The 15,231-nt window shown below is 65.2% G+C and carries 12 protein-coding genes; 8 read left to right on the forward strand and 4 right to left on the reverse strand.

The features are described from left to right. The first annotated feature begins 50 nt into the window (after positions 1–50). The 3 genes from ku (at position 51) to PQQ53_RS12660 (ending at position 4,566) form a co-directional block, all read left to right on the forward strand. Positions 51–1,079: a non-homologous end joining protein Ku gene (gene ku, locus PQQ53_RS12650; RefSeq protein ID WP_408324306.1), complete on the forward strand. Its 1,029-nt coding sequence runs from the start codon at positions 51–53 to the stop codon at positions 1,077–1,079. Positions 1,080–1,151: 72 nt separating this feature from the next. Then, complete coding sequence (gene ligD / locus PQQ53_RS12655; protein WP_408324308.1) at positions 1,152–4,217, forward strand: DNA ligase D; 3,066 nt, start codon at positions 1,152–1,154, stop codon at positions 4,215–4,217. 43 nt (positions 4,218–4,260) lie between these two features. Continuing rightward, positions 4,261–4,566 (forward strand): hypothetical protein, encoded by a 306-nt coding sequence (locus tag PQQ53_RS12660; RefSeq protein WP_408324310.1) that lies wholly within the window; start codon positions 4,261–4,263, stop codon positions 4,564–4,566. 220 nt (positions 4,567–4,786) lie between these two features. Here PQQ53_RS12660 and PQQ53_RS12665 read toward each other — a convergent pair whose 3' ends face one another. Then, positions 4,787–5,746, reverse strand: coding sequence for a LysR family transcriptional regulator (locus PQQ53_RS12665; protein WP_408152577.1), 960 nt, complete (start codon positions 5,744–5,746; stop codon positions 4,787–4,789). A gap of 139 nt (positions 5,747–5,885) precedes the next feature. Between PQQ53_RS12665 and PQQ53_RS12670 the strand changes: the two genes are divergently transcribed. Beyond that, complete coding sequence (locus tag PQQ53_RS12670) at positions 5,886–6,902, forward strand: zinc-binding alcohol dehydrogenase family protein (protein WP_408152578.1); 1,017 nt, start codon at positions 5,886–5,888, stop codon at positions 6,900–6,902. Between the two features lie 385 nt (positions 6,903–7,287). Then, the gene (locus PQQ53_RS12675; protein ID WP_408324312.1) at positions 7,288–7,851 is read left to right on the forward strand and encodes a DUF6013 family protein; all 564 of its coding nucleotides are present in this window, start codon (positions 7,288–7,290) and stop codon (positions 7,849–7,851) included. Positions 7,852–8,165: 314 nt separating this feature from the next. Here the strand turns inward: PQQ53_RS12675 and PQQ53_RS12680 are convergent, their stop codons facing one another. Together PQQ53_RS12680 and PQQ53_RS12685 are read right to left on the reverse strand one after the other, a co-directional pair. Continuing rightward, on the reverse strand, positions 8,166–8,972 hold the full coding sequence (locus PQQ53_RS12680; RefSeq protein WP_408142441.1) for an ABC transporter permease: 807 nt from the start codon (positions 8,970–8,972) through the stop codon (positions 8,166–8,168). Then, positions 8,969–9,682, reverse strand: coding sequence for an ABC transporter ATP-binding protein (locus PQQ53_RS12685; RefSeq protein ID WP_408324313.1), 714 nt, complete (start codon positions 9,680–9,682; stop codon positions 8,969–8,971). The genes PQQ53_RS12680 and PQQ53_RS12685 overlap by 4 nt, the downstream gene beginning before the upstream one ends. A 214-nt stretch (positions 9,683–9,896) precedes the next feature. Between PQQ53_RS12685 and PQQ53_RS12690 the strand changes: the two genes are divergently transcribed. Beyond that, entirely contained in the window at positions 9,897–12,377 is a 2,481-nt protein-coding gene (locus tag PQQ53_RS12690) for an AsmA family protein (RefSeq protein ID WP_408324315.1), read from the forward strand. After that, positions 12,377–12,511 (forward strand): hypothetical protein, encoded by a 135-nt coding sequence (locus PQQ53_RS12695; RefSeq protein ID WP_408142433.1) that lies wholly within the window; start codon positions 12,377–12,379, stop codon positions 12,509–12,511. The genes PQQ53_RS12690 and PQQ53_RS12695 overlap by 1 nt, the downstream gene beginning before the upstream one ends. A gap of 167 nt (positions 12,512–12,678) precedes the next feature. On the opposite strand, the gene PQQ53_RS12700 is transcribed toward PQQ53_RS12695, so the two are convergent. Continuing rightward, the gene (locus tag PQQ53_RS12700) at positions 12,679–13,170 is read right to left on the reverse strand and encodes a hypothetical protein (RefSeq protein WP_408142482.1); all 492 of its coding nucleotides are present in this window, start codon (positions 13,168–13,170) and stop codon (positions 12,679–12,681) included. Positions 13,171–13,558: 388 nt separating this feature from the next. On the opposite strand from PQQ53_RS12700, the gene PQQ53_RS12705 reads away from it, so the two are divergent. Then, positions 13,559–15,169: a sensor histidine kinase gene (locus PQQ53_RS12705; RefSeq protein ID WP_408324317.1), complete on the forward strand. Its 1,611-nt coding sequence runs from the start codon at positions 13,559–13,561 to the stop codon at positions 15,167–15,169. Positions 15,170–15,231 lie beyond the last annotated feature (62 nt).

The raw sequence follows: 15,231 nt of genomic DNA on the forward strand, positions 1-15,231 counted from the left end.
GTGGCACGCTTGCTGCTTCGTTTCTAGTCTTCGGCACACGGGAGCGCACGATGGCACACATGATCTGGAAAGGCGCAATCAGTTTCGGGCTCGTCCACGTGCCGGTGCAGTTGTATCCGGCGACGCAGTCGGAAAAGGTCGGCTTCAATCTGCTCGATAAGCGCACGATCGATCCGGTCGGCTACAAACAGATCAACAAGCGCACGGGCAAGGACGTGAGCCGCGAAAACATCGTGCGCGGCTTCGAGTACGAAAAGGATAAGTACGTCGTCCTGTCGGACGACGAGATCCGCGCGGCGAATCCCGAGTCGACGCAGACGGTCGACATCCTCGCCTTCGTCGACGCACCCGATATCTCGTTCCTCTACCTCGACACGCCGTATTTCCTGACGCCCGACCGCAAGGGTGAGAAGGTGTACGCATTGCTGCGCGAAGCGATGAAGGCGTCGGGCAAGGTCGGCGTCGCGAGCGTCGTGCTGCACAACAAGCAGCATCTGGCAGCGCTGATTCCGGTCGGCCCGGTGCTGGCGCTGAACACGCTGCGCTGGGCCGCCGAGGTGCGCGGCTTCGACGAATTCAAGCTGCCGCCCGAAGGGATGAAGGCCGCGGGCGTGTCGGCGCGGGAACTCGACATGGCGAAGAAACTGATCGACGACATGAGCGATGCGTGGGATCCCTCGCAGTATCACGACACGTTCCGCGACGACATCCTGGCGCTGGTCGATCGCAAGATTCGCGCGGGCAAGACCGAGGAAATCACCGAGGTCGAGGCGCCGCACGAGTCGCGTCAATCGGCCGATATTCTCGATCTGTCCGATCTGCTCAAACGGAGCCTGGGCCGAGGCAAAGGCAAACCGGCGGCAGGCGCTCGCAAGCGCGCGGCAGACGATGACGACGATCAGGACGACGCCGATGCTGACGGCAAGGCCTCGGAACCGGCCCGCAAGAAGCCTCGTACGACGCGTGCGGCGAGCACGTCGCGCGGTCGCAGTAGCGGCGGCGGTACTGCCGGCGGCCGCGCGACGGCGGGCAAAACCGCCGCGGCGCCAGCGGCCCGTAAGCGCCGCGCGGCCGCATGAACGCCCCGGCCACCTGAGCGTTGCGCTAACGGGTAACGCCACACCCCAATCACTTTGGACGACGTCATCGCCATGAACGACAGACTCGACCTCTACCACCGCAAGCGTCGCTTCGACGAAACGCCGGAGCCCGCCGGCGCCCGGACAGGATCGAAGCGTTCCACCGGCCGCAAAACGGCGTCCCGCTCGAAGGACCCGACGCTCGCGTACGTGATTCAGGAGCATGACGCACGGCGGCTGCATTACGACTTCCGGCTCGAACTCAATGGCACGTTGTTGTCATGGGCGGTGCCGAAGGGGCCGAGTCTCGATCCGTCGGTGAAGCGGCTGGCGGTGCACGTCGAAGATCACCCGGTCGAATACGGCTCGTTCGAGGGAGAGATCCCCGCCGGCAACTACGGGGCGGGCAGCGTGCTCGTGTGGGATCGCGGTTCGTGGGAACCGGTCGGCGGCGCGGCGGAGGCGGCGCGCGCCTATGCGGCCGGCAAGCTCAAATTCCAGCTTCACGGCGAGAAGCTGCGCGGCGGCTGGACACTGGTGCGCAGTCACATGCGCGGCAGCGGCGACAAGGAACAGTGGCTGTTGATCAAGGAGCGCGACGATGAAGCGCGCGACGAGAGCGAGTATGACGTTCTGAAGAAGCGTCCCGGGAGTGTGCTCGGTGGCGGGTCGGCAGCGGGGAGTGGGGCGAACTCGAAAGGTGCCACCGGCAAAACTGCGAGCAAAGGGAAAGGGAAAGCCGCAAGCGGGCGTGCGGGTAAAACTGCACTCGGCAGCGAAGACGAAATTGCAAACGAGATCCCTGGCGAAGGCAAAACACGGAAGGGCGCAAGCAGCATCGCAAGAGAGCCTGCCACGGCTTCGACAACGAATTCGCCTCCCAACAGGACTTTCCCGGCCGCTGTACAAGCCACCGCCCGACGCAACACAAAATCCGCGCCATCGAGCCGTGCGGACCCGAAGCGGCCCGACATCGTTTCCACCCGTACCGGGGAATCTCTGCGCGAGCTCGCCGCGTCGCCGTCGATCGAAGGGGCGCTCAAGGCTCGCTTGCCCGCCACGTTCAAGCCGCAACTGGCGACACTCGTCGACGCCGCTCCACCCGGCGACGACTGGACCTACGAAATCAAATTCGACGGCTATCGCGTACTGGCGCGCATCGAGCGGTCCGCCAAAGGGAGTGCCGTCAAGGTGTTCACGCGCGCGGGCAACGACTGGACCGCGAAGTTCGGCAAGCAGGTTCAGGCGCTCGACCGACTCGGCCTCGAAAGCGCATGGCTCGATGGCGAAGCGGTCGTGCTCGACGAACAGGGCGTGCCGAGTTTTCAGGCGCTGCAAAACGCGTTCGACTCGAACCGTCCGCAGGACATCGTCATCTATCTGTTCGACGTGCCGTTTCTGAACGGCTACGACTTACGCGGCGTGCCCCTCGAACAGCGCCGCGCGATTCTGCACGCCCTGCTGGAGGAGGTCAACGACAGCGTGCTGCGCTTCTCGAACGACTTCGCCTTCAGTGCCGACGAACTGCTCAGGAGTGCGTGCGACATGGCGCTCGAAGGCATCATCGGCAAGCGGCGCGATAGCGGCTATCTGTCGGGGCGCTCGCAGACGTGGATCAAACTGAAGTGCCGGCGGCGCCAGGAGTTCGTGATCGGCGGATATTCGGAACCGGGCGGCAGCCGCGCGGCGTTCGGTGCGCTGCTGCTCGGCGTCTACGACGGCGACGGGCGGCTGCGCTACGCCGGGCGGGTCGGCACGGGCTTCGACGCCGCGTTGCTGCGCTCGGTCAAGAAAGCACTCGACGCGCACGAGACGAAGCGCATGCCGTTCGCCGCCGCGCCGCGCGAGCGCAGCCGCACACCGGTGCACTGGGTCGAACCGGTACTCGTCGCCGAATGCAACTTCGCCGAGTGGACGAGCGACGGCATCGTGCGCCAGGCGTCGTTCGTGAGTCTGCGCGACGACAAGCCGGCGCGTCAGATCGTCAAGGAAACATCCCGCCAAGGAGCCGACGTGCAACAGCTAACCGATAACGGGTCCGATGCCGCGCCGAAGAAGCGGGCGGTGTCGAAGGCGGGTGGGTCAAAGACCGCCGCTTCAAAGACTACCGCCTCGAAGACTACCGCCTCGAAGACTACCGCTTCGAAGACCACCGCTTCGAAGACCACCGCTTCGAAGACCACCGCTTCGAAGACCACAGCCGCAAAGACCACAGCCGCAAAGACCGCTACCAGAACAACCACCCCCAGCGAGGTCGCAAGCGTGCGCATCTCCCACCCCGACCGCGTCATCGACAAAAGCACCGGCACGCGCAAAATCGACCTCGTGCGGTACTACGAGTCCATCGCCGACTGGATGCTGCCGCATCTGCAGGACCGGCCGGTGTCGCTGGTGCGCGCGCCCGAGGACATCGGCGGCGAGTTGTTCTTTCAGAAGCACAGCCAGAAGCTGTCGATTCCGAACGTCACGCAGCATCCCGGTCTCGACCCCGGCCATCCGCCGCTGATCACCGTCGAGACGATCGAGGCGCTGGTCGGCGCCGCGCAAATGGGCACGGTCGAATTTCACACGTGGAATGCGCTTGCCGCCAATATCGAAAAGCCCGATCGCATGGTGTTCGATCTCGATCCCGACGCGGCGCTCGGTTGGGAGCGCATGATCGAAGCCGCGCAACTCACGCGTTCGCTGCTCGACGAACTCGGCCTCAAGTCGTTCTGCAAGACGAGCGGCGGCAAGGGCTTGCATGTCGTCGTGCCGCTCGCGAAGCAGGCCGGCTGGGACGAGGTGAAAGACTTCTCTCAAGCCGTCGCGCAACATATGGCGACGACGCTGCCCAAGCAATTCAGCGCGAAGATGGGCGCACAGAATCGCAAGCAGAAGATCTTCGTCGATTACCTGCGCAACAACCGCGGCTCCAGCACGGTGGCCGCATTCTCGGCACGCGCGCGGCCGGGGCTGGGTGTGTCGGTGCCGCTGTCATGGGACGAAGTCGCAGCCACCACGGGCGGCGATCAGTGGACCATCGCGAACCTGCACGAACGCCTCGCCGATCTCGCACGCGATCCTTGGGCGGACTATGCGAAGACGCGCCAGCGCATTACCGCCGCGATGAAAAAACGCCTGGACGAAGCGCGATGAGCGTTTGCCAGTCGATCTCACTCAATACGGGAAGGAGCACATCATGAAGACCTCACCGCAATCGTCGGACGGCGACAAGCAGGCCGATCCGCATGGGCAGAAACAGCCGCGTTCGTTGCAGGATGCCGCCGCGCCGTTACCGCATGAAATCGATCAGGATCCCGAATCGCAGCACGAGGATGAGCCGCGCCATGTCGGCAAGCAGGCGCATCGGGATCTCGAACGCGGGTTGAAAGATACCGACCGCCGTGGCGGCGACGAGTATCAGCAGCAGACGCAGAACGATACGCACACCGATGTAAATTCGGACGGCAAACAGGGTGATGCGGGGCGGCCGGGCAAGCGCTGACTGAGGGGGCCTCGAGCGCTGATGGAAGGGGCAGGCTGAGTCGGGCGCGGCGTTGCCGCCGGTTCGGCTCAAGCCGACTCGACGTCAGCCAGAAACCGCCCCGAAGCCGATTCAGCGCCGATTCAGCGCCGACTCAAAGTCGACTCAAAGCGAGCCGGGCTCAAAGCAATCCAAAGCCCGCCCAAACTCAGCTCGAAACCGATCCAAACCTAACCTAACCCTAACCTAACCCAGCCACACCATCCCAATAAGGCGGATCACCAAAATGCGCCGCCAAAAACTCGATGAACGCGAGCGTCTTCGGCGGCACGAACGCGCGGCTTGGATACACCGCCCAGATCGCCACCTCCTCGGCCAGGGGATAGGCGTCGAGCACGCGGACCAGTGCGCCGCTGCGCAAATAGGGCGCCACGTCCCACGTCGATTTCAGCGCGATGCCGAAGCCCGCGAGCAGCGCATCGCGGATCACCTCGCCGTTGTCGGTGATGAGCCGCCCGCTCACGCGCACGTCGAGCGGCCCGGCGGGCGTGACGAAGGCCCAGTCCCGCTGGTCCGACAGAATCATGCATTCGTGCCGAGCGAGATCTGACGGATGATGCGGTAGGCCGTGTGCGGCGAGATAGGCGGGCGCGGCGCACAGCACCCGCCGGTTCACCGCGAGGCGCCGCGCGACCAGCGACGAATCCTTCAGCACGCCGACGCGGATCGCCACGTCGATCCCCGCATCGACCAGATCGATCACTTGATCGGTCAGCCGCAAATCGACGCTGACGCCGGGATGGCGGCGCAGAAATTCGCTGATCACCGGCGACACGTGCTGCCGCCCGAACGACGACGGCATCGACACCCGCAAGCGGCCCTGCGGCTCGGCTTGTGCGCGGCCCACCGACGCGCGCGCGGCGGCTGCCGCGTCGAGCAGCGCTTCGGCGCGTGTCATGAACACTTCGCCGTCCTGAGTGAGACTGATGCGGCGGGTCGTCCGGTGCAGCAGGCGCGCGCCGAGGAGCCGTTCCAGTTGCGCGATGCGCGAGCTCGCGACCGCCGCCGACAAGCCGAACTCGCGCCCGGCCGCCGACACGTTCGCGAGCAGCGCGGCGCGCACGAACAGGGCGACGTCGAGCAGATCGAGCCGCTCCCGTTCGCTGGACGAGGATCGCGCGGTGGGATCGGGAAGATTCATTATTCTGAAATACAAAAAGATGTTTCAGTCATTATGCCGGTTTTATAAGAGTAAGAATCGCCGTAGGATCACACGCATGGATCGGCGGCAAGGCTCGCCGACCCTTCATCTCATTGAAACGGACAGAACAGGAGCCTCCATGAAAGCCGTCGGTCTCTACCGCTACTTGCCGATCGATCAAACCGAAGCGCTGGTCGACGTCGACATTCCGAAACCCGAAGCCACGGGGCGCGACCTGCTGGTGAAGGTCGAGGCGATCTCCGTCAATCCGGTCGACACCAAGGTGCGCGCGCCGAAAGACACCGTCGAAAAGACGCCGCGCGTGCTGGGCTGGGATGCCGCCGGCACGGTGGCCGCTGTCGGCCCGGACGTCACGCTGTTCAAGGTCGGCGATCCGGTGTTCTATGCGGGCAGCATCACGCGGCCGGGCGCGAACAGCGAGTTCCATCTGGTCGACGAGCGGATCGTCGGGCGCAAACCGGCGTCGCTCGATTTCACGCACGCGGCCGCGCTGCCGCTGACCGCGATCACCGCGTGGGAAGCGTTGTTCGACCGCCTCGGCGTGTCGCCGCAAGGCGCGGACGCAGGCCGCACGGTGCTGATTTTCGGCGGCGCGGGCGGCGTCGGCTCGATCGGCATTCAACTGGCGAAGCAGTTGGCGAAGCTGAAAGTGATCGCGACCGCGTCGCGTCCCGAATCGGCGAAATGGGCGACCGAACTGGGCGCGGACCATACCGTCGATCACTTCGGCGACATTCCCGCGCAGTTGAAAAAGCTCGGCATCGAGCAGGTCGATTACGTGCTGATGTTCAACGACACCGACAAGAATTTTCCGGTGGCCGCGCAAATCATCAAGCCGCAAGGCGGCATTTGCACGATCGTCGAGAACAGCGGGCCTGTGCCGGTCGAACTGCTGAAGGCGAAAAGCGCCGCGTTGCATTGGGAGTTCATGTTCACCCGCTCGATGTTCGGCACGCCCGACATGATCGAACAGCACAAGCTGCTGACCGAAGTGGCGCGCCTCTTCGACGCGGGCACGCTGCGCACGACCGTCGGAGAAGAACTCGGGACGATCAACGCGGCGAATCTGCGCCGTGCGCATCGGCTGCTCGAAGAAGGGCGCGCGATCGGCAAGCTGGTCTTGACGGGCTTCTAAGCCGCACCGTGCGCGGATGCATGATTCGATATGGCCGGTGCCGCAGTCATGCGCGCCGGCCATGTTCAGTTGCCGCGCACCATCCGAGACAACGCAATGCGGTGTGCCGCGAGGTGGGGCGATCGAAGCGGCGGCCAGAGCCTCCCGCAATCGCAGCGTTTTGGCGATTGCACACGCAGAAAACGCGTCCCCGCAAGCGGGTTAACACCCGAGCCCAGGCGGCACGCGCGGTGCCGCGCTTGGCGTTAGACTGGCGGTGCATCATGCGAAAACAGTTGCGTGTCTCGCGCACCGGTTCGCCGGGCCAACCGCCCGGCTCGGGCGGTGCATCATAGACAGTAGCGTTGAAGCGGGGCGCGCAGCGGCACAACAACGAGGTGACAGTATGAGCTCCAGCTTCAAACTCTCCGCCGTTTCAGTTGTCGCTTCTCTCGCTTGCGCGCTCGCGCCCGTCATGCTCGTGCCGGCGGCTCACGCAGCCACGCCGATCACGGTGACGACCCAGTCCGCGCTCGACGGTCCGATCCGCTACACGGTTCGCGTCACGTCGAAGCAGTTCGGCAACTCACAGGAAACCCGCACGATCCGCTCGGGCGAGACCGACGACTTCACATGGAAGACCGTGCCGCCGGGCGGCCCGGTGACCGGCACGGATGCGTGTCCGAACTATGCGTCGCTGCCGGTCGATACCAACGGCGCGATGATCCGGCAGACACAGATCCGCTTTGCACCGGTCGTCGGCAGCGACGGCACGGCGAGCGTGCAGATGAGCTTCCAGGCGCAAGCGCCGCATGGGGTGAAGACCGTGACGAGCGGCGGAAAAACGATCAAGTGTCCGAACGATGTGCGCGTGAGTCAGATTCTGCGCTTTACGATGCCGGTCAACGGCAGCACGAAAACGCTCACGCTCGGCGACGGCACTGAAGTGGCGGTCAGCGCCAAGCGCTGAAGCCGGTTGAAGAGGGGGCGTCGGCGGCGCGCCGCATGCGTGCTGCTGGGCGCGGCCTGCCGCTGGACAGGTGAGCAGGCCTTGGCGCGATGCCTTCCGCGGCCCGTGAACCTGGCACGCCGCTGCGTCGTCGAGCAGGGTATGCGGCGGCGCATCGAGCAAGCCTGAGCATGTCTGCCGCTGCGTCTTCGCGCGACGTTTGTCACGATGTCTTTAGCACTGACTGAGCATGTCTTGTCACCGTGTTGTGTTTGCGAGCGAGGCTTGCCGCGACATCTGCCTCAGTCTCCAGGCACGGCCCGCCTGCACACCCCTCAGCGACGCTTCACCGCCCGCTCCATCAGCCGCGCCGACAAGAAGCGGTGCTCCGCCGAGAACAGCCGCCGGTACGTCAGCAGCACCGCACCCACGGTCCCCAGCGTCGATGACGCCGCGATCAGAAACATAATGACGATCTGATAGCGCACTGCCTGCAATGGCGACTGCCCCGCCAGCACCTGGCCCGTCATCATGCCGGGCAGGCTCACCACGCCGACCACCGCCATCTGGTTCAATGTCGGCATCATGCCCGCGCGCACGGCTTGCCGCGCCGGCGCCTGCGCCGCTTCCCAGCGTGTCGCGCCGAGCGCGAGCGCCATGTCGACGCGGTCGCGCCGCGCCGTCAATTCCTCGGTCATCCGTTCGATGCCGAGCGACACGCCGGTTAGCGTATTGCCGAGGATCATCCCGAGGATCGGAATCGCATACTGCGGCTCGTACCAGGGATGAATGCGGATTACGACGAACAGGCCGACCGCGGCCACCAGCCACGAACTGACCCAGATCGACAGCACGCTGTCGGCGCGCTGCCCGGCATAGGTGCGGGTGCCGCGCCCCGCGCCCGCGAAGCCGGCGATCAGCGTCATCACGATCATCAGCGGCAGCACGACGTACCAGCGGTCGTAACTGAACACCCAGCCGAGCACATAGCCGATCGCGAGCAACTGCACCACGGTGCGTAGCGCGGCCCACGCGAGCTTGCGTTCGAGATCGAGCTTCAGCGCCACCGATACCGCGCCGTTCACCACGATCAGCAGCGCGGCGATCGCGACGTCCCACAAACTCAGGTTCTGCAATGTCATGGAGCGGGCTCCTGATGCGCGGACATCGGCGCGGCGATTTCGTCGAGCGTGCCGGCGCGCATTGTCAGATGGCGCTCGCTCATGCGCGCGGCTTGCGCCGGATCGTGCGACACCCAGATCGACGCATGACGGGCGGGATCGGCGTCGAACCACGCGCGCACCAGCGCCTCGATCGCGAGCGACGACTCCGGGTCGAGCGATGCGGTAGGTTCGTCGAGCAGCAGCACCTCGGGCGCGAGTTGCAGCACGCGGATCAGCGCGGTGATCTGCGCTTCGCCGCCGGACAGTTCGCTCGCGCGTTTGTCGAGAAAGTCGCCGGCACGTCCCGCCTGAGTGGCGAGACTAGCCGCCCGCGTGCGATCGAAGCGCACGTCGCGATAGGCGCGCAATTCGAACGGATAGCGCAGGTTGTCTTCGACACTGCCGTCGAGCAGCGCGGGACGCTGCCGGATATAGGCGACGCTGCGCCGGTAACGCGGAATCGCGCCGCGCTCGACCGTCGCACCGTGCCACAGGATGCGTCCAGCATCGAGTGGATCGAGCAAGGCGAGCGCGCGCAGCAACACGCTCTTGCCCGAGCCGGACGCGCCGGTGATCGCGACACGCTCGCCGGCGTGCAGCGCGAAGGTCGTCGGCAGCAACAGCGTCTGGCCGCGCAGCGCATCGCGCCGGACGATACCGTCGGCGAGGACGAAAGGAACATCGGTCATGAGTTGGGTCGCAGTGGGGTTGTGTCATGGCCGGGATGACGTGCGAGGCGGCACTCCGTGCCGCCGATTCGCCGTCGAGGCGTGCAGCATGATAAAACGACAACGCGAACGACAACACGAACGGCAGCGCGAACGACAACGCGCTGCGTCGCCAGGCGCCGGGCACGATATCTGCTGGCCGGTCGATAACGTAGAACAATGACGGAGCTTCACAATGGCAGGGTCGAGCACCATCGGACGGCGGATCGGAAAAATCATCGCATGGCTGCTGGCGGCTATCGTCCTTCTGATTATCGCGCTGACCATTTTTATTCTGACCTTCGACTGGAATCGTGCCCGGCCTTATGTCAACGACAAGGTCACGCAAGCCATCGGCCGGCCGTTCGCGATCAATGGGGATCTGAAGGTGGGCTGGCGGCATCCGGTCGGCGAGACCGGCTGGCGCGGCTGGGTGCCCTGGCCGCGCTTCTCGGCGGCGAACATCACGGTGGGCAATCCCGACTGGACCAAACAGCCGAACTTCGCCACGCTCGATGAAATCGATTTCCAGGTCAAGGTGCTGCCGCTGCTTGCGCACGACATCGTGATTCCGGCGATCAACCTCGTGAATCCGTCCGTCGATCTCGAACGTCTGCTCGACGGGCGCAACAACTGGACTTTCAAATTGCCTGCATCGAGCGGGCCATCCGAATGGAAGCTCGATCTGCACGACATCGCGTTTGCGAAGGGCAATATCGCGCTGTCCGACCAGCAGAAGAAAGTCGACGTGCAGATGGTCATCGACACGCTCGGCCAGCCGATTCCGATCGGCGAGGCGATGAAGCAGCAGGAAGAGGCCTCGCGCAGCGCGTCGGCGCAGGCGATCGGCAAGGCGGGTGCGAGCAAGCTGACGGCGCAGGCGAATGCGCAGGCGGCCTCGGAGGCTGCGGCGGCATCGGCGGCGGCCGCGTCGGGCGCCTCGGCGACCGATATCGATGCGTCAGGCGCAACCGCGGCGTCGGGTGCCTCGGGCGCGCTGATGGCCGGCGGTTCCCGCGCGGCCAGCGAGGGCGCGAGCGGCGCGGCAGCGACATCGGGCACGAGCGAAACGAAGGCGCAGGCGAGCGCCTCGGCTGGGGCGAAGCGGGAGATCCCGCCGTATGCGATCGGCTGGACCATCAAGGGCACCTATAACAAGACACCGGTGGCGGGCAGCGGCAAGGTCGGCGGCGTGCTGGCGCTCCAGGACGCGAACCGGCCGTTCCCCGTGCAGGCCGACGTGAAGGCGGGCGACTTGCACGTGGGTCTCGTCGGCACGATCACCGATCCCGCGCATCTTGCTGCGGTCGATCTGCGCCTCTGGCTGCAAGGCAACAGCATGGCGCGTCTCTATTCGCTGACGGACGTGACCTTGCCCGACACCCCGCCGTATGCGACCGAAGGCCGGCTGATCGGTCAGTTCAAGTCGAGCGGCAACGTCTTCAAGTATGAAAATTTTACAGGCCGGGTCGGCGGCAGCGATCTGAACGGGTCGTTGACCTATACGGCGCGTGAGCCGCGTCCGCTGCTGCAGGGCGAACTGGTGTCACATCTGCTGCAGTTCTCGGATCTGGCGCCGGTGATCGGCGCGGACTCGAACGCGAGCAAGGCCAAACGCGGCGATGCGACGGCGCAGCCGAGCGGCCGCGTGCTGCCGGTCGAGGAATTCCGTACCGACCGCTGGAAGGCGATCGACGCCGACGTCAAGTTCACCGGCCGGCGCATCGTCAAGACCACCGATCTGCCGATCACGGACCTGTACACGCATGTCGTCATGACCGATGGGGTCTTGTCGCTGGAGCCGCTGAAATTTGGCGTAGCGGGCGGCTCGCTCGCATCGGACATTCATCTGGACGGCAGCGTGGTGCCGCTGAAGGGGCGCTTTGCAACCTCGGCGCGTCATCTGAAGCTCAAGCAGTTGTTCCCGAACTTCAAGACGATGCAAAACGCCCTCGGCGAGATCAACGGCGATGCCGCCTTGACCGCGACCGGCAATTCGCCGGCGGCGCTCGCGGCCACCTCAAACGGCGAGTTGAAGGCACTGGTGACGGACGGCACCGTGAGCCGTCTGCTGATGGAAGCGGCGGGGCTGAACGTGGCGAACGTCGTGTATGAAAAACTGTTCGGCAATCGCGACGTGAAGATCAATTGCGCGGCCGCCGATTTCGTCGCGACCAACGGCGTGCTCGAGTCGCGCATATTCGCACTCGATACCGACGATGCGGTGATCAACATCGACGGCACCGTCAATCTGCGCGACGAGACGCTCGATCTTGGCGTGCATCCTCATACCAAGGGCTTCCGCGTGTTTTCGCTGCGCTCGCCGCTCTACGTGAAGGGCACCTTCAAGGACCCGCATGTGGGCGTGAACGTGGCGGCGCTCGCGTTGCGAGGCGGCGCGGTAATCGGGCTCGGCCTGATCAATCCGTTCGCGGCGCTGATTCCATTGCTCGCGCCTAGCAACAACAAGCCGCTGCCGTGTGCGCAATTGCTGTCGCAGGTTCGTCAGGCGCCGACGGCGCCGCCGCCAGGCGTCAAGCAGAAGCCCAAGGCGCCACTGTCGCTCGAAGGCGCACCGGTCAACAAGTCTGGGGGAGGTGCGTCGTCGCCTGCCGCGGCGAATCGAAAGCCCGCTGTCATGTCGCCGGCGAGCGCGGCCGAATATAAGGGGAGCTGATGTTTTCCATGCTACCGGTGCTGCCCGCGGACTGGCCGGGCTGGAGCTTCGGCGGCTGCCTGTCGTTCATCTTCCTGTGGCTGATCAGCATGCCGCCCGTGGGCGGCCACGCCGACGAATCGATCACGGAGTAACGGACAGCATCACGCCGCCTGTGGGGCGCGCGCATACCCATGCAGCGCCGGACATGGCAAGTTCAACTGAAGAGAAGGGATACAGCGCCGCCTGGATCAAACCGGCGGCGCTGCCGGGCGCAGCAAAGCAAGTGCAGGAATGAACTGCCGGAGCTAACGCGACATATCTACCTGAGCGAGCGCGGTGTGGCATCGCCTGCCGCATCCTGGCGACGCACGCCCCGACGCGTACCCACGCGCGTGGCGCCGAATTCCGTGAGAATCTTGCCGCGCGCACGGCTGGCGAAGACAAGGAAGCCGAAGCCGTCCGCCTCGTACCAGTACCCGCCGTTCTCGAGCCCGTCGAGCGGCTGTTCCAACGCATTGGTGATGGATTCGATGCAGCGCCGCCTCAACTCGGCGGGCGCCGGATAGGGTGGTTGCGCGCCGCGTACGCTGCACAGGAGCACGTCGAGCCCGGGCAACACGTGGGCATACAACACCGGCTCGTCTTGTGCACGAGCACGCGCAATCTTGGTGTCGAGCTGACCGAACGGCTTGAAATGCCGCAGTACCGCGAGGAACGACTCATCGCCGTCCACCTTCGCGCGTCTACGCTTTTTCGGGAAGGACATAAAAATTCGCCTGAAAAAGAATTGCAAGAAACGCTGCGTCCTCATGCGACAACTCCCGGCTTCGCGCGCCGCACGTCGATCTTTTATAGCATACGACAAGGTCGGATTCACGATGAATCGACGACTTCGCCGCCTCATCGCCTCCCGCACGAATCATGCCGAACCGCCTCGCCGCGCGCTTTCGCATCCCATCACATCTGTCTCCATCATAGACGCACGAGCCGCCGAAAAAACATCCGATATCAATAAAAAAGTCATTTTTATGTGGGCGAGCGCATCTTGTGGTTGCGTTGAAATATCTCGCGTTCACGTCGATAATGGCCCGGCCGGCTGCATTGCGCAGCGCGCGAGGCGCTTGCCTCTGGCGCGTGAGCGGGGCGCGCGCAACCGGTGCTCGCGAGCCGCCTCGGCTCGAACGACCCTTCGGGTGACCATGAAATTATTCACGAAGGGTCTGCTGCTGATTGCAGTGCCGAGCGTGGTCGAGCTGGCGCTTCTTGGCGTCGTCTTCGATACCCAGGAGCAGACAGCGCAGGCCGCGCAGTGGGTCGACAACAGCAAGCAGATCCTCTATCAGTCATCGGCCCTCGTCGATCCGCTGCTGCGTCAGGCCGCGCGCGTGCGCACGGCCATGGCGACCCGCGACGCCTCGCTGCTCGAGCGTCATACGGTGTGGGTCGACCTCGGCGACCGTCTGTCGAAACTCGACGCGCTGGTCGCCGGCACGCAGCAGCAGGTCGAGCGCGTGCGCAACATGCAGCGCGTGGTCGATGCCTATCGCGCGCACACGCTCGCCATTTCGCAGGCGCTGCACGAGGGGCGCGGCCTCGCGCCGTTCATCGCACGGGAGACCGGCGCATTGCCGCGGCAGATCGTGCTGTTTCGCGACGAACTCACCGCGTTCGGCAACGAGGCTACGCGGCTCGATGCCGACCGTTCGGCCGCGCTCGCACGGCGCCGTGAGCGTCAGCAAAACGCGCTGATCGCAGCGGTGCTAGGCTCGATGCTGATCTGGGCGGCCACGGCGGCGGTGTTCGCGCGTAGCATCGGGCGGCGCCTGGAAGTGTTGACCGACAACGCCGAGCGCCTTGGCAACGGTCGGCCGCTCGCAGTACCGCTGTCGGGCAACGACGAAATCTCGACGCTCGACGCCGTGCTGCATCAAACCGGTGCGCGTCTGCGCGAAGCGGACAAGGAGCAGGCCACGCTCAAGACGCGGCTCGAAGCGCGCGCGCTGGAGCTTGCGAGCGTCAACGAGGAACTGCGTCAGGAAACACAAGACAACGAAATGTTCATCTACAGCGTGTCGCATGATTTGCGCTCGCCGCTGGTGAATCTGCAAGGCTTTTCGAAGGAATTGCAGGTGTCGTGCGACGAACTGGATACCATCGTGGCGCAGGCCGGATTGCCGGAGGCGGAGCGTCGGCGCATGGCGCATATTCTCGACGGCGACGTGCGCGAGTCGTTGCACTATTTGCGCACCGCGGTGACACGGGCGGCGTCGATCATCGACGCGCTGTTGCGGATTTCGCGCGTGGGGCGGCTCGAATATCAATGGCAGCGGGTCAGTGTGGGGCGCGTGGTGGGCCGGGTGGTCGACGCGCTGCGGGGCGCCATCAGCGAGCGCCAGGCGGTCGTCACGGTGCGTGAGTTGCCGCCCGCGTGGGGCGACCCCGCCGCGGTCGAGCAGATCTTCAGCAACCTGATCGGCAACGCGCTGAATTTTCTCGACCCGGCGCGTAACGGACGTATCGAGGTCGGCGCACTGGAGCCCGAACCGGTCGATGAAACCGACCCGCGTGCGGTGCGCATGCGCACGTATTACGTCCGCGATAACGGCCTTGGGATACCGGCAGCGTATATGTCGAAGGTGTTCCGCGCGTTCCAGCGTCTGCATGGCGAGGTCGCGCGCGGCGACGGCATCGGGCTCGCGGTGGTGCGGCGCGCGGTGGAGCGGCATGGCGGGCGGGTGTGGGTCGAGTCGGCCGAAGGTGCGGGATCGACCTTCTTCGTCGCGTTGCCCGAACAGCCGATACGCCTCTGACGCGGCACGGGGGACGCACGGCAGCGGTGCGGACATGACGGGCGTGACAGACATGGCGGACA

This window comes from Paraburkholderia strydomiana (assembly GCF_046030495.1).
In the GTDB taxonomy this organism is placed as follows: Bacteria; Pseudomonadota; Gammaproteobacteria; order Burkholderiales; family Burkholderiaceae; genus Paraburkholderia; species Paraburkholderia strydomiana_A.